We start from the raw sequence: 25,745 nt of genomic DNA on the forward strand, positions 1-25,745 counted from the left end.
AATGGTTAGCACGCCCACCCGGTCGCCGGCCCCCCGGCCGCGCGCCGGGAAACCCGCTTCTCCCGTAAAGTCCACCATCACCCTGCCGGACCGGATCCGGGACTCGTACCAAGCCTTCTGGTCCACGCTGGAAGGAACCGGCACCTCCAAGAACGGCTCAACGTATTACCTGATCCTTGGTTCCACGCTGGCCCTGACCGCCATCGGCATCATGATGGTGCTGTCGGCCTCCAGCGTCGAATCCATCGCTGCCGGAAAATCGCCCTACGGCGACGCCCTTAAGCAGGGAATGTTCGCCGCCATCGGCATCTTCACCATGTTTGTCCTCTCGCGCATCAACGTGGTCTGGCTGAAGCGCCTGGCCTGGCCGGGACTGGGCGGGGCCCTTGTGCTCCTGGTCCTGGTGCAGCTGATCGGAGACGAAGTCAACGGCAACAAGAACTGGATCGACCTGGGCGGCATCACCTTCCAGCCGTCCGAGGCATCCAAGCTGACTCTGGCGCTGTGGATGGCCACCGTCCTGGCCAGGAAAGGGAAGCTGCTGCGGCGCTGGCCCCACGTGCTGATCCCGGCCGTGCCGCTGGCGGGCGGGGTCATCGGCCTGGTCCTGCTGGGCAATGACCTTGGCACGGCCATGATCATCATGATGATCACTGCTGCCGCCCTCTTCTTCGCCGGCGTACCGCTGTACCTGTTCGGGTTCGCCGCCCTGGCCGCGGCCGCCGGCACGGCCGTCATGGCCATCACCAGCTCAAACCGCATGTGCCGCATCACCTCGTGGTGGACAGGCCAGTCCTGTGCCGACGGCATTGACGCCAACTACCAGGCCACCAACGGGCTGTACGGGCTCGCGTCCGGGGGCTGGTTCGGCGTTGGCCTCGGCCAAAGCCGGCAGAAGTACAGCTGGATCCCGGAAGCCCATAACGACTTCATCTTCGCCATCATCGGCGAGGAACTCGGCCTGGTGGGCACCGTCGTCGTGCTTGTCCTTTTTGCCATCCTTGGCGCCGCCATCTACCGCGTAGTGGTGGCGCAGGAGGATATGTTCCACCGTGTGCTGGCTGGCACCATCATGGTGTGGCTGCTGGGGCAGGCCACGGTGAACATGGCCGTGGTGACAGGGCTGATGCCTGTGATCGGCGTGCCGCTGCCGTTCATTTCCTACGGCGGTTCGGCACTGCTGATGTCGCTCTGCGCCGTGGGGGTGGTGCTGTCGCTCGCCCGCGAACAGATGGCGCCTGCCCTCAGGCCGAAGAAACTGCTCAAATTCGGCGCCAAGAAGGCCGGGGGAGCCGCTGGCCGCAAACCTGCTGGCCGGAAAACCGCCGGCACGACAACCGTTGCCCGCAAGACCGCCAGCCCCACAACAACCGCAAGAAAGCGTACGTAGCACCAGATGACTTCCCAGAACCTGTCCATTGTCCTGGCGGGCGGCGGAACCGCCGGCCACATCAGCCCCCTTCTGGCCATCGCGGCCGCCCTGCGTGCCGCCGCGCCCGGAGCGAGGCTGCTCGCTGTGGGCACGCCCGCCGGCATGGAAACCCGGCTGGTGCCCGCCGCCGGCCTGGATCTGGCCACCATCGACCGGGTGCCGTTTCCGCGGAAACCTTCCATTGACCTGCTCAGGCTGCCCGCACGGCTGGCCGGGGCGGTCAGGCAGTCCGGACGCATCCTCGACGACGCCTCGGCTGACGTCCTGGTGGGCGTCGGCGGCTACGTCTGCACACCGCTGTACCTCGCCGCCCGGCGCCGGGGAATCCCCATCGTGATCCATGAGGCCAATACCAGGCCCGGCCTGGCCAACCGGGTGGGATCGTTCCTGACCCGTCACGTTGCCACCGCCTTCGACACCACGCGCCTGCGTCACGCCCGCCATGTGGGCATGCCCATGCGGACCGAAATCTCCAGCCTGGACCGGGACACTGCCCGCGCCGCCGCGCGCGAAGAACTGGGCCTGGATCCCACTTCGCCCACGCTGATTGTGACCGGCGGTTCCTCCGGCGCCCAGAGCATCAACCGCGCGGTCGCTGCCGCCGTCGAGGACCTTGGCGCGGCGGGGATCCAGACACTCCACATCACCGGCCGCGGCAAGACGGTTTTGGGGCCCGACGGCGGCCCGCTCGCCGCGCCGGGCTACCGGCAGCTGGAGTACGTGGACGGCATGGAACGTGTGTACGCCGCCGCGGACGTGCTGCTGGCGCGGTCCGGCGCAGCCACCGTCTGCGAAGTGGCCGCCGTGGGTGTACCGGCAGTGTTTGTCCCGCTGCCCATCGGCAACGGCGAGCAGGCGCTCAACGCGGCGGGGCTCGTGAACGCCGGTGGCGCACTCCTGGTCCAGGATAAGGACTTCACCGCGCAGTGGGTGGCCAGCAAGCTCATCCCGCTGGTCACCGACCCCGGCCGCCTGGCCACCATGGCCGCCAGCTCGCGCCGCCTTGGCATCAGAAACGCCGATCAGCGCATGGCTGATCTTGTCCTGGAAGCGGTATCCGCATGATCCCCGCAAGCATCCGCAGCCAGGAGTCCCTGGGCCGAGTCCATTTCATCGGCATCGGCGGGGTGGGAATGTCCGCCGTGGCCCGCATCATGGTGGCCCGCGGCGTCGCCGTCAGCGGTTCGGATGCCAAGGACCTTCCGGTGATGGCGGAGCTGGCTGCCGCCGGCGCGAGGATCGCCGTCGGATACGCCGCAGCCAACCTGGGCAATGCCCAGACCGTGGTGGCCGGCTCGGCGATCCGTGCGGACAACCCCGAACTGGTGGCCGCGCGTGCGGCCAGCCTGCCCGTGTTGCACCGCTCGGAGGCACTGGCGGCCACCATGGGGGACGACCTCGTGGTGACCGTGGCAGGGACCCACGGCAAGTCCACCACCACCTCCATGATCACGGTCCTGCTCCAGGGCGCCGGGATGGATCCGTCGTTTGCCATCGGCGCCAACGTGCCTGCGCTCGGCGTCAATGCCGCCCACGGCACGTCAGGGGTCTTTGTGGCCGAAGCGGACGAGTCGGACGGCTCCTTCCTGAACTACCGGCCAAAGATTGCCGTGGTCACCAATGTCGAACCCGATCACCTGGACCACTACGGCACCGCCGAGGCCGTCTACGAGTCCTTCGACCGCTTTACGGCGCTGCTTCCGGCCGACGGCGTCCTGATTGCCTGCGCTGACGACGCCGGCGCCGCAGCCCTCGCAGAGCGCACGCTCGCGCGCGGCAACACCCGGGTGGTGCTGTACGGCACCTCGGAGGGGTCGGACCTGGTGCTGCACGACGGCGGCCCCGGGGACGTGGCGGTCTCCTCACCCGCCGGGCGGTTCGCCCTGGACCTGCAGGTTCCGGGCAGGCACAACGCGCTGAACGCCGCCGCCGCCGTCGCCGTCGCGCTGGAGCTGGGGGTCGACGCCGAAGCTGCCGCGCGTGCCCTGGCGCACTTCTCGGGCGCTTCGCGGCGCTTTGAACTGAAAGGGGAGGCGCGCGGGGTGCGCGTCTATGACGACTATGCCCACCACCCCACCGAGGTCCGGGCCGCCCTGACGGCTGCACGGTCAGTGGCCGGCGGGCACCGCGTCCATGTTTTGTTCCAGCCACACCTGTTCTCCCGCACCAGGGAGTTTGCCAGGGAGTTCGCAGATGCGCTGAACCTGGCAGACACCGCCCTGGTCCTGGACATATACCCCGCGCGCGAAGATCCCATCCCGGGAGTCAGCAGCCAGCTCATCGCCGAGCACCTGTCGCCCGGCGGACGCCTGGTGGAGCCGGGCGGGGCGGTTGCTGCCCTTACGGACGCCGCCGGGCCCGGCGACATCATCCTGACCGTCGGGGCAGGGGATGTCACGGCCTTCGGACCGCAGATCGTGCAGGCTCTCGGTGGGTAGTCCGCGCCGGCCCACCTACGCTTCGCCGGGCAGGCGGCAGCCTTCCGCTCCGGCGGAACCGGAGGTCATTTCGGCCTCCAAAAGCGCCCCCGAGGCGGACACCCCTTCTTTGCCCGGCCGCAAAAATGCGAAGGACGCCGGCCGCAAGAAAGCGAAGGACGCCGACCGGAACCCGCCCGCGGACAAGGCATCAGTGGGCAAGGCACCGGCAAGCAAGGCACCTGCGGCCACTGACAATGTGCTGGCCTTCCCGGAGCCCCCCGGAAAGCGCCGCAAGCGGAACATCCTGGTGACCCTGGGCACAGTCCTGGCCCTGGTCTGCGCGCTGCTGGCCGCCGCAATTTTTTCGCCGGTCCTTGCGGTCGGCACTGTATCGGTGTCCGGGACCCGGCTGGTCACCACGGAACAGGTCCAGGCCGCACTGGAACCCCTGAAGGGCAAACCCCTGCCCCAGATCAGCGATGAGGAGGTCAGCCGCCTCCTGGCGCCCCTCGTCCAGATCAAGTCCGTCTCAACCCAGGCACGGCCGCCGTCCGGGCTGGTGGTCCAGGTGCTGGAGCGCGTTCCGGTGGCCCTGGTCAAGCAGGGGGAGCAGTACCAGTTGGTGGATGTGGACGGCGTGGTGCTGGCCAGCCCTGCGGACCCGGCCACGGTGGCCCTGCCCGTGATCGACGGCGGCGCCGGAACCATCGGCAAGGACCTCTTCCAGGCCACCGCAGCGGTCCTCGGTGCGCTCCCGCTGGATGTGCTGTCGAAGCTGTCCAACGCGTCCGCCCAGTCCGTGGATGCCGTGGAGCTCAAATTGGTGGACGGTCAGACCATCATTTGGGGTAATGCGGGGGAGAAGGAGCTCAAGGCCAAGGTGCTTGAAGCCCTGCTCAAGGTTCCCGCGGACCCGAAGAACCCCGTGCGTGTGTACGATGTGAGCGCGCCCCGGCATCCCGTGACGCGCTGAAAGCGTTATTTACCCGGTATTCCCGCGACACGCGGCTCCGGTTATTGAATGTCCGAACCATAGGAAATAGCGTTCCAGACATGAGTTACTTGACATAACTATAACCTTCAACTCGAAGGTTAAGGTTCGAAGCTTCAAGCCCGACTCCACAGTTTTCGCAATAGGACACGAACAAGGGACACGTAACGTGGCAGCTCCGCAGAATTACTTGGCCGTCATCAAGGTCGTCGGCATCGGCGGCGGTGGCGTGAACGCAGTCAACCGCATGATCGAGGTCGGTCTTCGCGGCGTCGAATTTATCGCGGTCAACACCGATGCGCAGGCATTGTTGATGAGCGATGCAGACGTCAAACTCGATATCGGGCGTGAGCTGACGCGCGGCCTGGGAGCCGGTGCGAACCCCGAGGTGGGCAAGCAGGCTGCGGAGGACCACGCCGAGGAAATCGAAGAGGTCATCCGCGGCGCGGACATGGTGTTTGTCACCGCTGGCGAAGGCGGCGGCACGGGCACCGGCGGCGCCCCCGTGGTGGCACGCATCGCCCGGTCGCTTGGTGCCCTGACCATCGGTGTGGTGACCCGCCCGTTCACGTTTGAGGGCCGCCGTCGTGCGGGTTCTGCAGAGGCGGGCATCGACGCCCTCCGCGACGAAGTGGACACCCTGATCGTGATCCCGAACGACAGGCTTCTGTCCATCAGCGACCGCAACGTCTCCGTCCTGGACGCTTTCCGTTCCGCTGACCAGGTCCTGCTGTCCGGTGTCCAGGGCATCACTGACCTCATCACCACCCCCGGCCTGATCAACCTCGACTTCGCGGACGTCAAGTCCGTGATGCAGGGCGCAGGATCCGCGCTGATGGGCATCGGCTCCGCCCGCGGTGAAGACCGTGCGGTGAAGGCTGCCGAGCTCGCCATTGCATCGCCGCTGCTGGAAGCCTCCATCGACGGCGCCCATGGTGTCCTGCTCTCCATCCAGGGCGGTTCCGATCTCGGCCTGTTCGAAATCAATGAAGCTGCCCGCCTGGTCCAGGAGGTGGCCCACCCCGAAGCCAACATCATCTTCGGTGCCGTGATCGACGACGCGCTCGGTGACGAGGCTCGTGTCACGGTCATTGCCGCCGGTTTCGACGACGTCAAGGCCACCTCTCCCTCCATGGACCAGTCGCAGCCGCAGGTTGCGCCGCAGCGGCCCGCAGCGGCACCCGCACCGGCTCAGGCCCCCACTTCGGGTGGCAGCCACCAGCACAACGTCCAGCCGGTCCACGCCGGAGTCGGCGCGTCAGGCCTGAGCAACTGGGGCCAGCAGCGCCCGTCGTCGGTCCCCGCCGATTCAGGTTTCGACGTCGACCTGCCCTCGGTAGTGGAGCCGGACCTCTCGGGGAACCGCGCCGATGACCTGGATGTCCCCGACTTCCTGAAGTAGGGCCCGGGTTGTTCTATTGGCGGGCCGAAGTGTCTGCTGGCGTGAGTGTGGCGTTCACAGACACCCAGGCCGGCAATCTTGCCCTGCACGTCGGGGACAACGCCGCTGATGTTCTCCAGCGCCGGGAGGCGCTGGAGAACGCTGCCGGCCTAACCCGTGGTTCCCTCCGGTTCATGGAGCAGGTCCACGGGACTGCGGTGGAAATGATGGAGCCGGCCACGCCAGCGCCGACCGCCGATGCCATGGTGTCGCGGGGGCTGCCGCTTGCGGTGATGGTGGCCGACTGCATCCCGGCAGTACTCGTAGGGGAAGGACCAGACGGTCCGGTCCTCGCCGCCGTGCACGCAGGCCGCCCGGGGATAGAAAACGGCATTCTCCCGGCGGCAGTGGAGCGGATGCGCTCAGCCGGGGCCACCGCCATCCGTGCCTGGCTGGGCCCGTCAATCTGCGGGCGTTGCTATGAGGTGCCCGCCGAACTGCGCGCCCAAGTAGCTGCCCAGGTGCCGGCGACGTGGGCTGCCACGTCCTGGGGCACGCCCGCACTGGATCTCCCAGCAGGGGCGAAGAGCCAACTTGAAGCTGCCGGCGTCGTCATCGAATATGCGGGTCCGTGCACGCTTGAAAACGAAGAGCTTTTCTCTTACCGCAGGTCCAACACCACCGGGCGCTTCGCGGGACTGGTGTGGTCGCATGAATGAGGGCACTGTGGAGGACAACGCCGAACGGATGGCTGATCTGGCGGAGCGCCTCGCCGCCGTGCAGCGTCGTATTGATGCGGCCGTCCAGGATGCGGGCCGGGCGGGGGAAGTGCCGACGCTGATTGTGGTCACCAAGTTCCATCCGGCCGCCGACATCAGGCGCCTGGCTGCCCTCGGCGTCCGTGATGTCGGCGAGAACCGGGATCAGGAAGCCTCGTTGAAGGCGGCCGAACTGGCAGGCCTCGGACTCAACTGGCACTTCGTCGGGCAGCTGCAGAGCAAAAAAGCGAAATCCGTGGCGAAGTATGCCCATGCGCTCCATTCCGTGGACCGGCTGGCCCTGGTGGATGGCCTCGAGCGTGCCGTCGCCGCGGAACAGGAACTGACCGGCCGGGGAGCCCTGGAGTGCTTCATTCAGGTCAGCCTCGACGACGACGCCGGCGCGCATCGCGGCGGCGCCGCTGCGGCGGACGTACCACTCCTGGCCGAACGGCTGGCCGCTGCGGCAGGACTGGAACTGGCGGGCGTTATGGCTGTCGCCCCGTTGGGCACCAGTCCTGAGGCGGCGTTTGAAAAGCTGGCAGCCATCTCGGCGGCCTTGGTAGCGGAGCATCCCGGCGCAACCGCCATCTCGGCGGGCATGAGCCAGGACCTGGAAGCGGCCATCCGTTTCGGTGCGACACACCTGCGAATCGGTTCCGATATTCTCGGATCGCGTCCTGACGTGGGGTAGCGTCGATCTCATAGGAAGTGAATGGCGGGGGATTCAAGGCTGTCAAGTCATTGGGCGGCCCGCCTACGGACACGATTAGGAGTCGACCATGGCCGGCGCTCTGCGCAAGACAATGATCTATCTTGGGCTCGCCGATGGCGATGAACACTACGAGTCCGAGCACACCACAACACGTAAGGACGAGGACGATTCGATGGAAGTTGACCGCGAGGAACGCCGTGCACCGGCACCCGTCCGCGACGTCAGCCGCGAGTCATCACACGCCCCCGAAGAGGAATACCGCGCACCAGTGACCCCCATCAAGCGTGCGGCCTCAAGCCGCGAAGAACCGTCCGGGCTTCGGCAGATCACCACGATCCACCCGCGGTCCTACAATGACGCCAAGCTCATCGGTGAGAGTTTCCGGGACGGCATCCCGGTCATCATGAACGTCACCGACATGGGCGAAGCGGACGCCAAGCGTCTCGTTGACTTCTCGGCCGGCCTGGTTTTTGGTCTCCGGGGCAGCATCGAACGCGTCACCAACAAGGTTTTCCTGCTGTCACCGTCGTACATTGAGGTCATTGGCGATGACAAGAAGGTCAGCGAGACCCAGGCCAGCTTCTTCAATCAAAGTTAGCCCTGAGCTTATTCCGGATGCCAGACAGGTACACCTGTCTGGCATCTGTGCTGAAATAGACAAGAAACATTGGCAGGGCACCGCGGTATCCGGAATGGACATGGAGATATGAGTTAAGTCATGGGAATTGTTTTCGGACTTGTCTATATCGCCCTTTTGCTGTTCTTCGTGGCGCTGATCATCCGGCTGGTCTTTGACTGGGTCCAGATGTTTGCCAGGGAATGGCGTCCGCGTGGTGTTGCCCTCGTGGTGGCCCACACGGTGTACTCGATCACCGATCCGCCCCTCAAGGGGCTCCGGAGGCTGATCCCGCCGTTGAGGCTCGGCGGGGTGACTTTGGACCTCGGGTTTCTGGTCCTGTTCATCGCCGTCAGCATCGCGATGGCGGTCACCAGGGGTTTCGCGTAATCTTCGACAAGACCTAGCGGCGCAGGCGAAGTTCCTGGAATTGGAACTCCCTCTGAGCCGCGAAGAAATCTCCGGTTTGACACCCAGTGTTGAATTAGAGGAACCAGACAATATTTAGGTACCGTAGTTTTGACGGCCGGAAGGCCTACTGACTAACTAGACCAATGAGGTGACCAGATGGCTTTGACGCCAGAAGACGTTGTCAACAAGCGCTTTCAGCCGACCAAGTTCCGCGAAGGGTACGACCAGGATGAAGTTGATGACTTCCTGGACGAGATCGTTGTGGAACTCAGGCGCCTGAACCAGGAGAACGACGAGCTCCGCAAGAAGCTTGCAGAATCAGGTTCCGGTGTGCCGGCCAGCTCCGCTGCGTCCGCCCCGGTGGTCGAGAAGGTTCCCGCACCCGTCAAGGCTGACAAGGTTGAGACCCCGGCGAAGGCCGAGGTCGAGGCGAAAGCTCCCGACGCCGCCAAGAAGAAGGAAGCCGAGGTGGTAGCACCTGTTGCGGCCGTCCCGGCTGCTGAGCCCACCGCAGCCAACGGAAGCACGGTTTCAGCCGAGTCCGCTGCCGGCCTGCTCGCCATGGCGCAGCAGATGCACGACCGTCACGTCGCCGACGGTCAGTCCCAGAAGGACAAGATCATCGCAGAGGCCCAGATCGAGGCCAGCAGCCTGGTCAACGATGCCCAGGAGAAGTCCCGGAAGATCCTCGGTGCCCTCGAGCAGCAGCGCTCCGTCCTGGAACGCAAGGTAGAGCAACTCCGCGGCTTCGAACGCGACTACCGCTCACGCCTGAAGGCCTACATTGAAGGCCAGCTGCGCGACCTTGACGCCCGCGGTTCCGTGGCGGCACCTGAGGTTGAAGCGAACTAGTTCGTCAAGCACGTATTCTGAGAACCGGTGGCTGAGGATTCCTCGGCCGCCGGTTTTTGGGATTTAACATCGGTTTTACAAAATGAAAGCACCATGACTGACCACCTCGCCGCTGACGCCGCAAACCCTTCTCCTTCATCGGCCCGCCCCCGGCGGGCACTCCTGCTCTCGCTCTTCGCCGGTTTTGCGGTCTTTGCGTACGTCCTGGACCAACTGACAAAACTCTGGGTGACGTCCTCGATGGTGGAGGGTGAACGCATCCCGGTGCTTCCACCGCTCCTGCACTGGTACTTCATCCGCAATTCCGGCGCCGCATTTTCGATCGGGGAAAATGTCACGTGGGTGTTCTCCATCATCATGGCCGGCGTCTCCATCGCCATCCTGTTCCAGGTGCGCAAGCTGGGCTCGGCCTGGTGGTCGCTGGCACTGGGTCTGCTCCTGGGCGGGGCCCTGGGCAACCTGACGGACAGGCTCTTCCGGGAGCCCTCGTTCGGCATGGGGCACGTGGTGGATTTCATCCAGCTGCCCAATTTTGCGATCTTCAACATCGCCGATTCCGCGGTGGTCTCAGCGGTGGTCATCATTTGTATCCTCACGCTTAGGGGGATCGCCCTTGACGGTTCACGCCACGTCGCGGCGGCACGGAAAGAGTCGGCACAGCCGAAGGACACGGACGGTGTCTGAGCGTGTGGTGGTCGCCGACGAATTCGGCGGAACGCGGGCGGACGCAGGGCTCGCCAAGCTGATGGGGATTTCCCGGTCAATGGCCGCGACCCTCATTGCTGAAGGCAACGTGGTGAGCCGCGGCAAGAAACTCGGAAAGTCCGCGCGGTTGGTTGCCGGCGATGTCCTGGAAGTGACGGTGCCTGAACGACGGGACCCGCTCGAAGTGGTGGAGGAAGTTGTGGAAGGCCTGAAAATCCTGCTGGACGACGACGAATTTGTCGTGGTGGACAAGCCGGTGGGCGTTGCCGCGCATCCGTCGCCCGGCTGGGTAGGGCCCACCGTGGTCGGCGGTCTCGCCGGAGCCGGCTTCCGGATCTCGACGTCGGGTTCCCCTGAGCGGGTGGGGATTGTGCACCGGCTCGACGTCGGCACGTCCGGGGTGATGGTGGTGGCCAAAACGGAGCGCGCCTATACGGCCCTGAAGCGGGCCTTCAAGGAGCGCACCGTGGAGAAGGTGTACCACGCGGTGGTCCAGGGGCTCCCGGATCCGCTGGAGGGCACCATCGACGCACCAATCGGTCGCCACCCCGGACACGACTGGCGCTTTGCCGTGATCGAAGACGGCCGGCCGTCGATCACGCATTATGAGGTGCTGGAGGCTTTTGGCAAGGCCACGCTGGTGGAGGTGCACCTTGAGACCGGGCGTACACACCAGATCCGTGTCCATTTCTCTGCGTTGCGGCACCCATGCGCCGGAGATCTTACCTACGGGGCGGATCCTCGGCTCGCCGCCACCCTGGGCCTGACCCGGCAATGGCTCCATGCCCGGCAGCTCGGCTTCGACCACCCGGCAACGGGGGAGCGCGTGACCGTTACCAGCGAATACCCGCAGGACCTGGCCTTTGCCCTCGAAGTCCTGGAGTCCGGGGAGGCCTAGCGGCTGGGTCGCTGGGCCCTTGGCGGTCCGCCAGCGCTTAGAATGGTGCGGTGACTTCCAGCAATGCCTCGTTCGTCCATCTCCACAACCACACCGAATACTCCATGTTGGATGGCGCAGCCCGCCTGGGTGAGCTCTTCAACGAGACTGAACGCCTCGGGATGCCGGCCCTGGCCACCACCGACCACGGGTACCTTTTCGGGGCTTTCGATTTCTGGAAGCGCGCCACGGACCAGGGGATCAAGCCGATTATCGGCGTCGAAGCCTACGTCACCCCCGGCACCGCACGGACGGACAAAAGCCGTGTCCGCTGGGGCGAGGAACACCAGCGCAAGGACGACATCTCCGGCGGTGGCTCCTACACCCACATGACGCTGCTGAGCTATAACAACGTCGGCATGCGCAACCTCTTCCGGGCCTCGTCCATTGGCTCGCTGGACGCAGTCTTCGGCAAGTGGCCTCGTTTGGACCGTGAGCTCCTGAACACATACTCCGAAGGCCTGATCGCCACTACTGGCTGCCCTTCGGGGGAGGTCCAGACCCGGCTGCGGCTGGGCCAGTACCGCGAGGCCGTGGAAGCCGCCTCGGAATTCCGGGACATTTTCGGTGCGGAGAACTATTTCTGCGAACTGATGGACCACGGCCTGGACATTGAACGCCGGGTCACGGGGGACCTGCTGCGACTGGCCAAGGACCTGAACCTGCCGCTGGTGGCGACCAACGACCTGCATTACACGCACGAACACGACGCCAAGGCGCACGAGGCCCTGCTTGCCATCCAGTCGGGTTCCACGCTGCTGGAGCCATCGTATGACAACGGCGGTTCCCGCTTCGCGTTCTCCGGCAGCGGCTACTACCTCAAATCCCCGCAGGAGATGCGGGAGCTGTTCAGGGACCACCCGGATGCTTGCGACAACACCCTGCTGATCGCCGAGCGCTGCGATGTCTCGTTCAACACCGGTGCTAACTACATGCCGCGGTTCCCGTGCCCGCCGGGCGAGGACGAGACATCCTGGCTGGTCAAGGAAGTTGCCACCGGACTGGAATACCGGTACCCGGGCGGTGTCCCGGACAAAGTCCGCACCCAGGCTGACTACGAGCTCGAAGTCATCACCTCCATGGGGTTCCCGGGTTACTTCCTGGTGGTGGCCGACTTCATCAACTGGGCGAAGAAAAACGGCATCCGCGTCGGTCCGGGCCGTGGCTCCGGAGCCGGCTCCATGGTGGCGTACGCCATGCGCATCACAGACCTGGATCCCCTCCTGCACGGCCTGATCTTTGAACGGTTCCTCAACCCGGACCGTGTGTCCATGCCTGACTTCGACGTTGACTTCGATGACCGTCGGCGGTCCGAGGTCATCGACTATGTGACCCGGAAATACGGCGACGAGCGCGTGGCCATGATTGTCACGTACGGCACCATCAAGACCAAGCAGGCGCTGAAGGACTCCTCCCGCGTGCTGGGTTACCCGTTCAGCATGGGCGAGCAGCTGACCAAGGCGCTCCCGCCGGCCGTGATGGCCAAGGACATCCCTCTCGCCGACATCCAGAACAAAGACTCAAAGCGTTACGGCGAGGCCGGTGACTTCCGCCAGCTGATCGCAACTGATCCCGAGGCCGCCAAGGTCTTCGAGACGGCTCTCGGCATTGAGGGGCTGAAACGCCAGTGGGGCGTGCACGCCGCCGGCGTCATTATGTCCTCGGACCCCATCATCGATGTCATCCCGGTCATGCGGCGCATCCAGGACGGCCAGGTGATCACGCAGTTCGATTACCCCACCTGCGAGGGCCTGGGCCTGATCAAGATGGACTTCCTCGGCCTGCGGAACCTGACGATCATTTCCGACGCCCTGGAGAACATCAAGCTCAACCGGGGCCTGGACCTGGACCTGGACAGCTTGGCCCTGGATGACGTGGCTTCCTATGAGCTGCTGGCCCGGGGCGACACCCTGGGCGTGTTCCAGCTTGATGGTGGCCCCATGCGCTCACTGCTGAAGCTGATGAAGCCTGACAACTTCGAAGACATCTCCGCAGTGCTCGCGCTCTACCGGCCAGGCCCGATGGGCGCCAACGCGCACACCGACTACGCGCTGCGCAAAAACGGGATCCAGGAAGTCATTCCGATCCACCCCGAACTCAAGGAACCCCTTGCTGAAATCCTCGGCGGAACCTACGGCCTGATCGTCTATCAGGAGCAGGTGATGGCCGTAGCCCAGAAGCTCGCGGGCTATTCCCTCGGGCAGGCAGACATCCTGCGGCGCGCCATGGGTAAAAAGAAGAAATCCGAGCTGGACAAGCAGTTCGCCGGATTCTCCCAGGGCATGCAGGACAACGGCTATTCCATGGCCGCCGTCAAGACCCTGTGGGACATCCTGCTGCCGTTCTCCGACTACGCCTTCAACAAGGCCCACTCCGCCGCCTATGGCGTGATCTCCTACTGGACCGCCTACCTGAAGGCGCACTTTGCGCCGGAATACATGGCTGCCCTGCTGACGTCGGTCGGTGACGACAAGGACAAATCGGCAATTTACCTCAACGAATGCCGGCGCATGGGAATCACCGTGCTGCCGCCGGATGTGAACGAATCCGCGCTGAACTTCACCCCGGTGGGCACCGACATCCGCTTCGGCATGGGCGCCATCCGCAACGTGGGCGTCAACGCCGTCGAAGCCATGGTGGACGCGCGCGAAAAGGAAGGCGCCTACACGTCCTTCAAGGACTACCTGATGAAGGTCCCCGCGGTGGTCTGCAACAAGCGGACCATTGAATCCCTGATCAAGGCCGGAGCCTTCGATTCCCTGAACCACCACCGGCGCGCGCTGGCGATGATCCATGAAGAGGCCATCGACTCCGTCATCACCCTCAAACGAAACGAGGCAATCGGCCAGTTCGATCTCTTCGCCGGTTTCGAGGAGGCTGAATCCGAGGCGTCGCTGAGCATTGAGATTCCCGACCTGCCGGAATGGGAGAAGAAGGACAAGCTCTCGTTTGAGCGCGACATGCTCGGCCTGTACGTGTCAGACCACCCGCTGCAGGGCCTGGAAGGACTCCTCAGCCAGCACGCGGACCAGTCCATCACCTCGATCATCGGCGAAGACGGGCCGCACGACGGCGCCATCATCACCATCTCGGGCATGATCACCTCGCTGAGCCGCAGGATCGCCAAGGCGAGCGGCAACGCGTATGCCCGTGCCGAAATCGAAGACCTCGGCGGCTCCATGGAGGTGATGTTCTTCGGCCAGGTCTATGGCCCCATCGCTTCGGTCCTTGCCGAGGACCTGATCGTGGTGGTCAAGGGCCGCCTGCAGCGGCGGGACGATGGTGCGGTCACGTTGAACTGTATGGAGCTGTCCGTTCCGGACCTCAGTGAGGGAACCAACGGCCCCGTGCTCATTTCGATGCCTACGCACAAGGCAACCGAGGCTGTTGTCACCGAACTGGGCGATGTGCTTCGGAACCATCGGGGGAACTCGGAAGTCCGGCTTCACCTGCAGGGGGACACCCGGACGGAAGTCATGGGCCTCCCCGTCCATCTCAGGGTCAACCCCAGTCCGTCATTGTTCGGCGACCTGAAGGTGCTCCTGGGCCCAACCTGCCTGGATAACTAGGTCCCGTTAGTCAGATCTCGTAGTCCAGCGGGACCGGCTGGCCATAGCCGCCGGCGTGGTACAGGAGCGGCGAACCGTCGTCGCCCACTTCGCCGTCCACAACTTCAACCACTACCACGGCATTGTTCTCGAAGGAGAGCCGCATTTGGATCTTGCCGATCAGCCAGCCGGCGACGTCTTTGAGGATCGGGACCTCGTGCGGGCCAACTTCCCAGTGGTCCCCGCCGAACCTGTCCTTGGTACGCGCGAAACGGTCCGCCAGCGCCTGGTTTTCCAGGCCCAGCATGTGGACGCCGAGGTGGGTAGCGTTGGCCACCGCCGGCCAGGAACTTGAACTGCGGGCCATGTTGAAAGTGAACCGCGGCGGCTGTGCGGAAAGTGACGCCACGGACGTGGCGGTAAAGCCGTAGGGCTCGCCCTGGTAGTTCACGGTGATGATGGCGACCCCGGCAGCATGCCGCCGGAACATTTCCTTGAACGTGCCCTCGAACGGCGTTTTGTCTGTCATCTTGAGATTTGCTCCCTGAAAAGCAGGCTGAAATGGACTCTTCCTTAAGGGTATTAGTCCCCGCCGGACAGGGAGCAATCGCTTGACCCGGCACGTCATCTGTTCAGACTGCCCACGTCATCGAACCGGCCACACCCTACATTTGTTAAGGTTTGTTTCATGAGAGAACACATCAGCCGCCGGTCTTCCCGGCTGCCGTGGAAATGGTTTGCCGCTGCTGCCGCCGGTGGTGTTCCCGTCGGCCTCCTGTGGTGGCTGCTCGCCCCAGGGGGGATGAACCTGATCACGCGCAACCCCGCCCTGGCCGACGGGACCAATCCGGAGGTATGGCTGCTCAGGGACCTCACCCTTGCTGGGCTTTGTGTGTTCGCAGGGTGCCTGGTGGCCGTCTTCCTGACCGATAAAGGCGGCCGCGATGCGCAGGCGGCCTTCCTCCTGGGCCTGGCCGGCGGACTGGGCGGCGCCCTGATCGCGTGGCTGACCGGCGTGCTTGCGGGCCAGCTGTGGGGCGGCCCCGCAGATACGTCTGTCAATGCCAGCGTCGCGTTCTCGCTCCGGTCCCTGCCCGTGCTGATCCTGTGGCCGGCCGCGACTGCCACGTCCGTGTTTGTCCTGAGCCTGATAAACCTGCTCAGGAGCGGGCCCGCGAGTGCGGGCACGCCGGTAGCCGAAGGCAACGCGCCCGGCGCGTAAAATGGACCGGTGACCATTTCTCCTGAACTTCCTGCCACCCCGCCTGCCGCCGCTGTCAGCTTCCGGACGGTCGACCTTCGGGGCAGGGGCCTGACACTTGCCGGTTTGCGCGCCGCTGTTCCCCGCGCCCGGCAGCACACCATGTCGGATGCGGAACAGAAGGTGGTGGACATCATCAAAGCCGTCCGCGAGGACGGCTTCGCAGCCCTCAGCGACCTGGCACTCCGTTTCGACGGAGTCCAGCAGGTCCACCCCCGCGTCCCGGCAGCCTCGTTGGCCCGGGCGCTGGCGGAGCTGGATCCGGCGGTACGCAGCGCGCTGGAAGAATCCATCAGCCGGGCCCGGCGCTTCGCGGACGGGCAGCGGCCGCGGGATCTCGACGTCGAACTCGGCGACGGTGCGCTGGTGAGCCAGAACTGGGTGCCGGTATCGCGGGTAGGCTTGTACGTCCCCGGCGGCCTCGCCGTCTATCCGTCGTCCGTCATTATGAATGTCGTCCCGGCGCTGGCTGCGGGAGTGCAGTCCATCGCCCTGGCATCGCCGCCGCAGAAGAACTTCGGCGGCCTTCCGCACCCCACCATCCTCGCGGCCGCGGCCCTGCTCGGCATCGACGAGGTCTACGCCATTGGCGGCGCCCAGGCCATCGCTGCGTTCGCCTACGGCGTGCCGGCCAATGACGGCGGCCCGGCGCTGGAGCCCGTTGATGTGGTCACGGGTCCGGGAAACATTTTTGTGGCCACGGCGAAGCGCCTGGTCAAAGGTGTGGTGGGAATCGATTCCGAGGCGGGGACCACCGAAATCGCCATCCTGGCAGATTCAACGGCGCAACCTGACCTGGTGGCGGCGGACCTGATCAGCCAGGCGGAGCACGACCCCCAGGCCGCTTCTGTGCTCATCACTGACTCGGAGGACCTGGCCGCCGCAGTCCGCACCGAACTGGACCGGCAGGCGGCCGGCACCAAGCACTCCGCGCGCGTTTGCGAGGCGCTGTCCGGCCCGCAGTCCGGAGTTGTCCTGGTGGAGGACCTGGAACAAGGAATCGCAGCCTGCGACGCCTACGCCGCTGAACACCTTGAAATCATGACCGCCGACGCGCCGGCGGTGGCTGCCCGGATACGGAACGCCGGGGCGATTTTTGTGGGGGACTACAGTCCTGTCAGCCTGGGCGACTACTGTGCCGGCTCCAACCACGTCCTGCCCACCAGCGGTACCGCGGCGTTTTCCTCCGGACTGAACGTCACCACGTTCCTGCGCGCCATCCAGGTCATCAACTACAGCCGGGCCGCACTGCAGGAAGTCAGCGGCCACATCGTGAGCCTGTCCGGTGCCGAGGACCTGCCGGCGCACGGTGAAGCTGTCACCGCACGCTTCCGCGAGGCCCGCTGACTGAGCAGGTCTGCGGGGAAGGCTGAGGGCACCACTACATGTGGTAATTACAGGATTGTTATTCCGCTACATGTAGTCGTAAACTGAGAGACGGAGAGGTCCGCCGGGGCCCGAAACATCGGCGCCGGAAGACATCGAGGGAGGGGACACCATGTACTGTCCATTTTGCCGCAATCCGGACTCCCGCGTTGTGGACAGCCGTATGGCCGATGACGGCTCGGCCATCCGCCGCCGCCGGCAGTGCCCGGAATGCGGCCGCAGGTTCACCACCGTGGAAACCACCAGCCTTTCGGTGATCAAACGCTCCGGGGTGGGCGAACCCTTCAGCCGCAGCAAGGTCATCAACGGCGTGCGCAAGGCATGCCAAGGCCGGCCGGTCAGCGAAGATGACCTGGCGCTCCTTGCCCAGGAGGTGGAGGAGCAGATCCGTGCCTCGGGCGCGGCCGAGATCGACGCCCATGAAGTCGGCCTGATCATCCTTGGTCCGCTGCAGAAGCTTGACCAGGTGGCCTACCTGCGTTTTGCCAGTGTGTACCAGGCCTTCGAATCCCTTGAGGACTTCGAGACCGCCATTGCCCTGCTCCGCCACGAGTCCGGGGAAGAAGGCGCCCAACGCGCGGCGGCGCCCGCGAAGAGCTCCGAAAAGAGCCCCCTATAAGCTCCGGTGGTGGCCGCGGAGGGGAAGCCGCCGCCACCACCGGCACCGGCTGCCCCTCGACGCCGGTCAGCCACTGGCTACTTCGTGAGTTTGTGCTTTATGGCAATTTCAACGGCGGCACCGACGATCCCGGCCTCATTCTTGAGTTCGGCGGGAACGATCGGGGTGCGCAGTTTGAGGTGCGGCAAGTATTCGTCTGCGCGCTTGGAGATGCCACCGCCCACGATGAACAGCTCGGGCGAGAACAGGAACTCCACGTGCGAGAAGTAGCGCTGCAGCAGCACGCTGTATTCCTCCCAGCTCAGTCCGTCCCTTTCGCGGGCCACGGCTGAGGCTTTGCTTTCGGCGTCAAAGCCGTCGATCTCCAGGTGCCCCAGTTCTGCGTTGGGGACGAGGCGGCCATCGAAGATGAATGCTGAGCCAATTCCGGTGCCCAGGGTGATCACCAGGACAGTGCCATCCACCCCCTGACCCGCACCAAAGCGGGCCTCCGCCAGCCCGGCGGCGTCGGCGTCGTTAATGACCTCCACCGGGCGGCCAAGGCGTGCGGTCAGCAATGCATCAATGTCGGTGTGGAGCCAGGTCTTGTCCACATTGGCCGCCGAATGGACCACGCCATGCTGGATGATGCCGGGGAAGGTGACGCCCACGGGCGAATCCGCGGCCGGGGCCTCCGGGCGGCTGGAAAGCTCGGCAACCACCTGCGCCACGACGTCGGCTACGGCCTCAGGGGTGGCGGGCTGGGGCGTAGGCACGCGGAACCGCTCACCCAGCAGCTTGCCTTTTTTCAGGTCGACAATGCCGCCCTTGATTCCCGTACCGCCGATGTCAATGCCGATCAGCGGGGCGTTCTTGTGCGACTTCTCGTCCTTCTTGGCCAATGTTGTTCCGTTCGTGGCAGGGCGGCAGGTCGGCCGGGCGGCTGACCCGAAAAAATTTCAGGGGAGCGTGAGGATTTCGGCGCCGGATTCTGTCACCAGCAGTGTGTGCTCAAACTGGGCGGTACGTTTGTGGTCGCGGGTGACAACTGTCCAGTCGTCCTCCCACATGTCCCATTCGATGGTGCCGAGGGTCAGCATGGGTTCGATGGTGAACACCATGCCGGCCTCGATGACTGTGTTGTAGGCCGGCGCTGCATCGTAGTGGGGGATGATCAGGCCCGTATGGAACGCTTCGCCCACGCCGTGGCCGGTGAAGTCCCGCACCACGCCGTAGCCGAAACGCTTGGCGTAGGACTGGATGGCCCGGCCGATCACGTTGATCTCCCGGCCGGGAGCCACGGCTTTGATGGCCCGGTTGAGGGATTCCCGGGTGCGCTCCACTAGCAGGCGCGACTCGTCGTCGACGTCGCCCGCCAGGAAGGTGTGGTTCGTGTCGCCGTGGACTCCGTTGATAAAAGCGGTGATGTCGATGTTGAGGATGTCGCCGTCCTGGACCACGGTGCTGTCCGGGATGCCGTGGCAGATCACTTCATTCAGCGACGAGCACAGGGACTTCGGGAACCCGCGGTAGCCAAGCGTGGACGGGTAGGCCTTGTGGTCCAGCAGGAATTCGTGACCCACCTTGTCCAACTGGTCGGTGGTAACGCCGGGCCTAATGTGCTTGCCCACCTCAACGATGGCCTGTGCGGCGATCCGGCTGGCGATCCGGATTTTCTCAACGGTCTCGGCGGATTTGATCTCGGAGCCGGTGAACTTGGCCGGGCCGGGCTTGCCTACGTATTCCGGGCGCGGGATGGACGCGGGAACGGGGAGCTGCGGGCTGACGGTTCCGCGGGTAAGGGTGCCGGTGGGTGCAGTCGAGGCTAGGGAAGGCATAGATTGATCATATAAGGCACCGCATTAGGCCAAGTAACTGGAAGCCCCAAGCTGTCCGCATCCACGTTTACGTTACGTGGATCACGGCAGGGCCTGGCCAGCTGGAACGAGGAGGACCGATGACTGAGTACTGGTACAACGTGAACACCCACGAGGTGGAAGAGGACGCACTCTCAGACTGGAGCCAGCTGATCGGCCCCTACAAAACGCGGGAAGAGGCCGAACACGCCCTCGAAAAGGTCCGGGCCCGCAACGACGCGTGGGAGAAGCAGGACGACCAAGACTGATGCGCGAGGGGCCCCTGGCGAGCTTGCGAGCTTGGGGAGCGCGTCAGTCGCTAGAAGGAGTGCTCCGGTCCGGGGAACTGACCTGTTCGGACCTCGTCGCCGTACGCCTTCGCCGCGTCACTGAGGGTAGTGCGCAGGTCGGCATACTGTTTGACGAACTTCGCCATCTTGCCGCCGCGGAACCCGGCCATGTCCTGCCACACCAGCACCTGCCCCGTGGTGGCGTTGCCGGCGCCGATCCCCACCGTCGGCACGCTGACCGCCGCGTCAACGGCGGCCGCAGTGTCCGCCGGAACCATTTCCATCAGGACGGCGAACGCCCCCGCCTCCACCAGCGCCACGGCGTCGTCAATCAATCGCTGGGCGTCATCCCCGCGGCCCTGGACCCGGTATCCGCCCAGCGCGTGTTCACTCTGGGGGGTGAAGCCGATATGGGCCATCACCGGGACGCCGGCCTGGACCATGGCCCGGACGGTTTCCGCGTAGTATTTTCCGCCCTCGATCTTGACGGCATGTGCCAGCCCCTCCTTGAGGAACCGGACACCTGTTTCCACACCCTGCTGCGCCGAGACTTCATAACTGCCGAACGGCAGGTCTGCCACCACCAGGGCCCGCTTGGCGGACCGCGCCACGGCGCGGCAGAGGGGCAGGAGTTCATCCACCGTGACCGGCAGGCTGGTCTCGTTGCCGAATACGTTGTTGGACGCCGAGTCGCCTACCAGGAGGACCTCGATGCCAGCCTGGTCGAAGATCTCCGCGCTGTACTGCTCGTAGGCGGTCAGCATGGCGAAACGTTTGCCATCCCGCTTGGCCTGCTGCAGGTGGTGGATACGCACCCTGGGTGCGGGCTTCGCGTTCACTTCCGACGACGGCGGCTGCACCGGTGCAGGCCCGTTTCCGTAAGGTGCGTGTACTTCAGCGGACGCGCTTGACTCAGAGCTATTGGTTGAGGCCATGGCAAGAGCGTAATGCGGCAGCAGCAGTCCTAGCCACCGCAGACGGGCCGGCGGACCGTGATCCGCGTCATATTCACGTGCCCGCCAAGGGCATTTTTGCCATCTGTGGGCGCGGCCGTCAATGGTTGCTGTGTAAACGCTGTGTTACGTGCGGCGCCGTCGCCCGCATTGGAGCCGATTGCTTAGTAAAGTGATGGTGAACTGCTGCCGGCTGCCGCTTCCGCGGACCCGGGGCATGAACGATTGACCGGAGAAGAGGCCATCATGGACCGCCAGCAAGAGTTTGTCCTGCGCACAATCGAGGAGCGCGACGTACGGTTCGTACGTTTGTGGTTCACCGACGTCGTAGGTTCACTCAAATCTGTGGCACTTGCCCCGGCCGAGGTTGAAGGTGCGTTTGAGGAAGGGCTCGGTTTCGACGGTTCAGCCATCGAAGGCCTGGCACGCGTGTTTGAGTCGGACATGCTGGCGCAGCCGGATCCGTCCACGTTCCAGATCCTGCCCTGGCGTGGCGAGACCGAACAGACCTCGCGTATGTTCTGCGACATCCTGACTCCGGACGGCGAACCGTCGGCCGCGGATCCGCGCAATGTCCTCAAGCGCACGCTGGCCAAGGCTGCGGACATGGGGTTTACGTGCTACACGCACCCGGAGATCGAGTTCTACCTCCTCAAGTCCCAGCAGCCCGGGCCCGACGGTGCTCCGGTACCCGTTGACGAGGGCGGCTACTTCGATCACGTTCCCGGAGGCGTGGCGCAGGATTTCCGCCGCACGGCCGTGACCATGCTGGAATCCGTGGGCATTTCGGTTGAGTTCAGCCACCATGAAGCCGGTCCCGGCCAGAACGAGATCGACCTGCGCTACGCGGACGCCCTGCAGACCGCGGACAACATCATGACGTTCCGCACGGTGATCAAGGAAGTGGCCCTCCAGCAGGGAACCTACGCCACGTTTATGCCCAAGCCTTTCACCGACCACCCCGGCTCCGGGATGCACACGCACTTCTCGCTCTTCGAGGGCGACACCAACGCTTTTTATGAGGCGGGCGCCGAATTCCAGCTTTCCAAGACGGCCCGCCAGTTCATCGCAGGCATCCTGAAGCACGCTCCCGAGTTCACGGCTGTGACCAACCAGTTCGTAAACTCCTACAAGAGGCTCTGGGGTGGCGGCGAAGCGCCAAGCTACCTCAGCTGGGGCCACAACAACCGTTCGGCGCTGGTGCGGGTCCCGCTGTACAAGCCCGGCAAGGGCCAGTCGGCCCGCATCGAATACCGCGGCATCGATTCGGCAGCGAACCCCTACCTTGCCTACGCCGTCCTGCTGGGGGCCGGGCTTAAGGGGATCGAAGAAGGCTACGACCTGCCCGCCGCAGCAGAGGACGACGTCTGGTCACTGAGCTCCGCCGAGCGCCGTGCCATGGGCCACGACCCCCTGCCCGCCAGCCTTCACGATGCCATCCGGTCCATGGAGGACTCCGAACTGATGCCCCAGATCCTCGGCGAGCAGGTCTTCGAGCACTTCCTGCGCAACAAACGTGCCGAATGGCAGGACTACCGGCTCCAGGTGACGCCCTACGAACTGCAGCGCAACCTCGGCATTCTCTAGGCGGCGGTGAGCCTCGCACGCCGCCTCATCTCAGCCGGCTTCAGTGACCTGGAGAAGGGTGAGCGCTTCCTTGCTGCCCCGGAACTGGACGGCCTGGACCCGGACAGGATTTTCGCCGGCCTGCAATTGGCCGCCAACCCCGACACCGCACTGCAGTCACTGGTGCGGCTGATCGAAAAGCACCCCGGTCTCCGGGAGCTGGCCGCGGCCGATCCGGAGACAAGCGAGCCGCTCTACCGGGTGCTCGGGGCCTCCGAAGCGCTGGGGGAATTCCTCATCCGGCACCCTGAGCACCTGGACGCCTTCGACGTCACGGCCAGTCCCGAGCCACTTCAGGGAGACCCGGAACAACTCCGCTCTGTCCTCCTGAAATCCGTCCGCGCGGAACCCGGGTCAGCACGGCCCGTGGCGGGAATGACCGGAGCCGACGCCTATGCCGCGCTGCGGTCGGCATACCGCCGCGGGGTGGTGGACCTGGCGGTCAAGGACATGTGCGCTGCTGACCCGCTGGACTTTATGCCCGCCGTCGGAGCTGAACTCGCTGACCTGGCAGGGGCCGCGATCGAGGCTGCGCTGGCAGTTTCCCGTGCCGAGGCTGCTGAGCAGTTCAGCGCCGGGGAGGTGGCCGCCGTTGGCCTGGCCGTCATCGGGATGGGCAAATGCGGAGCGCGGGAACTGAATTATATTTCCGACGTCGACGTCATCTACGTGATCGACGCCGGCGACCTGGACGACGCCCGTGCCAGTACTATCGGCACAGCCTTGGCCACCGGTATTTCCCGGGCGATCTCCTCCGTGGCACGTGAACCCGGCCTCTGGGAAGTGGACGCCAACCTGCGGCCGGAGGGCAAGTCCGGCCCACTGGTCCGAACTTTGGCCTCACACGAAAGCTACTACGCCCGCTGGGCAGAGAGTTGGGAATTCCAGGCGCTCCTGAAGGCGCGGACCATCGCCGGTGACAAGGACCTGGGGGAACGCTACGAAAAAGCCGTGGCCCCATTGATCTGGAGCTCCGCGGGCCGCGAAGGGTTCGTGGAGTCCGTGCAGGCGATGCGCCGAAGGGTTACCGAGCATATCCCGGCGGCGGAAGAACAGCGGCAGATCAAACTCGGCCGCGGCGGCCTCCGGGACGTGGAGTTCACCGTGCAGCTGCTCCAGCTGGTGCACGGAAAATCCGACGAAACCATTCGGCGCAGGGATACCACCGCAGCAATAGCGGCACTCTCAGCCGGAGGCTACATCGGCAGGTCCGACGCCGCCGCTTTCGATCACGCGTACCGGTACCTTCGACTCCTGGAACATCGCATCCAGCTGTTCCAGCTCCGGCGGACACACCTGATGCCCGTCAGCGAAGCGGCACAGCGCGCCCTCGCAAAGGCAGTGCTTAGCCCCTTCTCCAATGACAGGCCGCCGCCGGCTTCGCTGCTGGCCACCTGGCAGAAGACCAAACGCTCTGTCCGCGAACTGCACGAACGTATTTTCTACCGTCCGCTGCTTAACACCGCTGCCAAACTCAGCAGCGAGGACGCCAAGCTGACGCCGGAGGCCGCCCAGGGCCGCCTCGCCGCGCTGGGCTATCGTGACCCGCGGGGTGCCATGCGGCATATCGAGGCACTCACCGCCGGTGTCAGCCGGCGGGCAGCCCTGCAACGCCAGCTGCTGCCCATCCTGCTGGACTGGCTCGCCGAAGGTGTTGATCCCGACGCCGGGCTGCTCGCGTTCCGGCGCGTCAGTGAGGCCCTTGGCACCACCCACTGGTATCTGGGCATGCTCCGGGATTCCACAGCGGCGGCTGAACGGCTATGCAACGTGCTCTCGAACTCACGCCTGATTGCGGATCTTTTGGAGGTTTCGCCGGAGTCGGTGGCGTGGCTAGGCACCAACAAAGACCTCGTGCCGCTGGGCTTCGAAGCCCAGTGGCAGGAGATCACGTCCAAAATGTCGCGCCACTCGGACCCGGAAAACGCCATCAGGCTGATCCGGCTCATTAGGCGCCGGGAGATCCTCCGGATCGCGATCGCCGACTCTGCCGGGCTTCTCAACCAGGACCAGGTGGGCGCGGCGCTGGCTGACACCGACCGGGCAGCGGTGCTGGGCGCGCTGCGCGTGGCCGAAGGCATCGTCTCTGCTGCGGGACCGCTCAAGACCGCGATATTGGTGGTGGCCATGGGCCGCCAGGGCGGCCGCGAGATCGGCTACGGCTCCGACGCCGACGTCATGTACGTGCACCGCGCGTTGCCGGGCTATACGGACGAGGAAGCGCAGGATCAGGCGGCTCGGATTGTCGCGAAGGTCTCCAGCCTGCTCACGCAGCCGCTCAAGCCGGCCATCATGGCCGAGCGGGTGCTGCAGATGGACGCGGATCTTAGGCCCGAGGGCAAAAACGGGGCCATGGTCCGCTCGCTCGATTCGTTCGCCGAATATTACCGCCGGTGGTCGTTGATCTGGGAAGCGCAGGCGCTGCTGCGTGCCCGGCCCATGGCGGGCGACGATGCCCTGGCCGAGGACTTCCTGGCCCTCATCGACCCCATTAGGTACCCGGAGTCGATTTCGGAGCAGGACGTCCGGGAGGTTCGCAGGGTCAAAGCGCGGGTGGAAGCGGAGCGGTTGCCGCGCGGGGCGGATCCGGCACGCCACGTGAAGCTTGGCCGCGGAGGACTGAGCGACGTCGAGTGGCTGGTGCAGCTCCTTCAGCTCCAGCACGCGGCCAAGCACCCGGAACTGCGGACCACGTCAACCGTGGAGGCCCTGGAAGCGGCGGCTTCACTGGACCTGCTCACCGGGCCTGACGCGAAGCTGCTGGCCGACGCGTGGCGGCTCGCCAGCCGGATCCGGTCCGCCAACGTCATCTGGAGCGGCAGGGCGTCGGACACGCTGCCGTCCGCCCGCGGGGACCTTGAGGCGGTGGCCCGCTGGTGCGGCTACGAACCTGGCAACGCGGCCGCCCTGGAAGAGGACTACCTCCGCTTGAGCCGGCGGGCCCGTGCGGTGTTCGAGAAAGCCTTCTACGGCCATTAGCGGCTGCCTGAGGTTCTCCCGGAAGGCAGC

At 65.1% G+C, this 25,745-nt stretch carries 23 protein-coding genes; 19 read left to right on the forward strand and 4 right to left on the reverse strand.

From position 1 onward, the window contains the following. Window position 1: 1 nt before the first annotated feature. The 13 genes from ftsW (at window position 2) to dnaE (ending at window position 14,787) form a co-directional block, all read left to right on the forward strand. Window positions 2-1,390: a putative lipid II flippase FtsW gene (gene ftsW / locus ACX80V_RS07145; RefSeq protein WP_485842551.1), complete on the forward strand. Its 1,389-nt coding sequence runs from the start codon at window positions 2-4 to the stop codon at window positions 1,388-1,390. Between the two features lie 6 nt (window positions 1,391-1,396). Next, the gene (gene murG / locus ACX80V_RS07150; RefSeq protein ID WP_485842552.1) at window positions 1,397-2,497 is read left to right on the forward strand and encodes an undecaprenyldiphospho-muramoylpentapeptide beta-N-acetylglucosaminyltransferase; all 1,101 of its coding nucleotides are present in this window, start codon (window positions 1,397-1,399) and stop codon (window positions 2,495-2,497) included. Further along, window positions 2,494-3,870: a UDP-N-acetylmuramate--L-alanine ligase gene (gene murC / locus ACX80V_RS07155; RefSeq protein WP_485842553.1), complete on the forward strand. Its 1,377-nt coding sequence runs from the start codon at window positions 2,494-2,496 to the stop codon at window positions 3,868-3,870. The genes murG and murC overlap by 4 nt, the downstream gene beginning before the upstream one ends. Beyond that, window positions 3,863-4,825 carry a cell division protein FtsQ/DivIB gene (locus ACX80V_RS07160; protein ID WP_485842554.1) on the forward strand — a complete coding sequence of 321 codons (963 nt, stop codon included), beginning with the start codon at window positions 3,863-3,865 and terminating at the stop codon, window positions 4,823-4,825. Before murC ends, ACX80V_RS07160 begins: the two co-directional genes overlap by 8 nt. 187 nt (window positions 4,826-5,012) lie before the next feature. After that, the gene (ftsZ, locus tag ACX80V_RS07165; protein ID WP_485842555.1) at window positions 5,013-6,245 is read left to right on the forward strand and encodes a cell division protein FtsZ; all 1,233 of its coding nucleotides are present in this window, start codon (window positions 5,013-5,015) and stop codon (window positions 6,243-6,245) included. A gap of 8 nt (window positions 6,246-6,253) precedes the next feature. After that, window positions 6,254-6,943 carry a purine nucleoside phosphorylase YfiH/LACC1 family protein gene (locus tag ACX80V_RS07170; RefSeq protein WP_485842556.1) on the forward strand — a complete coding sequence of 230 codons (690 nt, stop codon included), beginning with the start codon at window positions 6,254-6,256 and terminating at the stop codon, window positions 6,941-6,943. After that, window positions 6,936-7,676, forward strand: a complete 741-nt coding sequence (locus ACX80V_RS07175; protein ID WP_485842557.1) for a YggS family pyridoxal phosphate-dependent enzyme — start codon at window positions 6,936-6,938, stop codon at window positions 7,674-7,676. Before ACX80V_RS07170 ends, ACX80V_RS07175 begins: the two co-directional genes overlap by 8 nt. 88 nt (window positions 7,677-7,764) lie before the next feature. Further along, window positions 7,765-8,295 (forward strand): cell division protein SepF, encoded by a 531-nt coding sequence (locus ACX80V_RS07180; protein WP_056342219.1) that lies wholly within the window; start codon window positions 7,765-7,767, stop codon window positions 8,293-8,295. A 120-nt stretch (window positions 8,296-8,415) separates the two neighbouring features. Further along, window positions 8,416-8,703, forward strand: coding sequence for a YggT family protein (locus tag ACX80V_RS07185; RefSeq protein ID WP_056342216.1), 288 nt, complete (start codon window positions 8,416-8,418; stop codon window positions 8,701-8,703). 177 nt (window positions 8,704-8,880) lie between these two features. Continuing rightward, window positions 8,881-9,576 (forward strand): DivIVA domain-containing protein, encoded by a 696-nt coding sequence (locus ACX80V_RS07190; protein ID WP_485842558.1) that lies wholly within the window; start codon window positions 8,881-8,883, stop codon window positions 9,574-9,576. Between the two features lie 93 nt (window positions 9,577-9,669). Next, window positions 9,670-10,260, forward strand: a complete 591-nt coding sequence (lspA, locus tag ACX80V_RS07195) for a signal peptidase II (RefSeq protein WP_485842559.1) — start codon at window positions 9,670-9,672, stop codon at window positions 10,258-10,260. Further along, the gene (locus tag ACX80V_RS07200) at window positions 10,253-11,179 is read left to right on the forward strand and encodes an RluA family pseudouridine synthase (RefSeq protein WP_058929372.1); all 927 of its coding nucleotides are present in this window, start codon (window positions 10,253-10,255) and stop codon (window positions 11,177-11,179) included. The genes lspA and ACX80V_RS07200 overlap by 8 nt, the downstream gene beginning before the upstream one ends. A gap of 50 nt (window positions 11,180-11,229) precedes the next feature. Continuing rightward, window positions 11,230-14,787: a DNA polymerase III subunit alpha gene (gene dnaE, locus ACX80V_RS07205; RefSeq protein WP_485842560.1), complete on the forward strand. Its 3,558-nt coding sequence runs from the start codon at window positions 11,230-11,232 to the stop codon at window positions 14,785-14,787. Between the two features lie 10 nt (window positions 14,788-14,797). Here dnaE and ACX80V_RS07210 read toward each other — a convergent pair whose 3' ends face one another. Beyond that, entirely contained in the window at window positions 14,798-15,295 is a 498-nt protein-coding gene (locus ACX80V_RS07210; protein WP_056342199.1) for a flavin reductase family protein, read from the reverse strand. Window positions 15,296-15,454: 159 nt separating this feature from the next. On the opposite strand from ACX80V_RS07210, the gene ACX80V_RS07215 reads away from it, so the two are divergent. From ACX80V_RS07215 to nrdR, 3 genes are all read left to right on the forward strand, one after another. After that, window positions 15,455-15,988, forward strand: a complete 534-nt coding sequence (locus tag ACX80V_RS07215) for a hypothetical protein (protein WP_485842561.1) — start codon at window positions 15,455-15,457, stop codon at window positions 15,986-15,988. 9 nt (window positions 15,989-15,997) lie between these two features. Then, entirely contained in the window at window positions 15,998-17,374 is a 1,377-nt protein-coding gene (gene hisD, locus ACX80V_RS07220) for a histidinol dehydrogenase (protein ID WP_485842562.1), read from the forward strand. Between the two features lie 151 nt (window positions 17,375-17,525). Further along, a complete protein-coding gene (nrdR, locus tag ACX80V_RS07225) occupies window positions 17,526-18,032 on the forward strand; it encodes a transcriptional regulator NrdR (protein WP_485842563.1) in 507 nt (168 codons plus the stop codon). A 77-nt stretch (window positions 18,033-18,109) separates the two neighbouring features. Here the strand turns inward: nrdR and ppgK are convergent, their stop codons facing one another. Next, window positions 18,110-18,913 (reverse strand): polyphosphate--glucose phosphotransferase, encoded by an 804-nt coding sequence (gene ppgK / locus ACX80V_RS07230; protein WP_485842564.1) that lies wholly within the window; start codon window positions 18,911-18,913, stop codon window positions 18,110-18,112. Between the two features lie 57 nt (window positions 18,914-18,970). Beyond that, window positions 18,971-19,849, reverse strand: coding sequence for a type I methionyl aminopeptidase (gene map, locus ACX80V_RS07235; protein WP_485842565.1), 879 nt, complete (start codon window positions 19,847-19,849; stop codon window positions 18,971-18,973). Between the two features lie 119 nt (window positions 19,850-19,968). On the opposite strand from map, the gene ACX80V_RS07240 reads away from it, so the two are divergent. Then, complete coding sequence (locus ACX80V_RS07240) at window positions 19,969-20,136, forward strand: SPOR domain-containing protein (protein WP_157768924.1); 168 nt, start codon at window positions 19,969-19,971, stop codon at window positions 20,134-20,136. A gap of 50 nt (window positions 20,137-20,186) precedes the next feature. Here the strand turns inward: ACX80V_RS07240 and panB are convergent, their stop codons facing one another. Then, entirely contained in the window at window positions 20,187-21,092 is a 906-nt protein-coding gene (gene panB / locus ACX80V_RS07245) for a 3-methyl-2-oxobutanoate hydroxymethyltransferase (RefSeq protein WP_058929364.1), read from the reverse strand. Between the two features lie 264 nt (window positions 21,093-21,356). Here panB and glnA point away from each other — a divergent pair, with 264 nt between their 5' ends. Together glnA and ACX80V_RS07255 are read left to right on the forward strand one after the other, a co-directional pair. Further along, a complete protein-coding gene (glnA, locus tag ACX80V_RS07250; RefSeq protein ID WP_056342417.1) occupies window positions 21,357-22,697 on the forward strand; it encodes a type I glutamate--ammonia ligase in 1,341 nt (446 codons plus the stop codon). Between the two features lie 6 nt (window positions 22,698-22,703). Then, window positions 22,704-25,715: a bifunctional [glutamine synthetase] adenylyltransferase/[glutamine synthetase]-adenylyl-L-tyrosine phosphorylase gene (locus tag ACX80V_RS07255; protein WP_485842566.1), complete on the forward strand. Its 3,012-nt coding sequence runs from the start codon at window positions 22,704-22,706 to the stop codon at window positions 25,713-25,715. The last annotated feature ends 30 nt before the right edge of the window (window positions 25,716-25,745 follow it).

It is taken from the genome of Pseudarthrobacter arbutini (assembly GCF_054510915.1).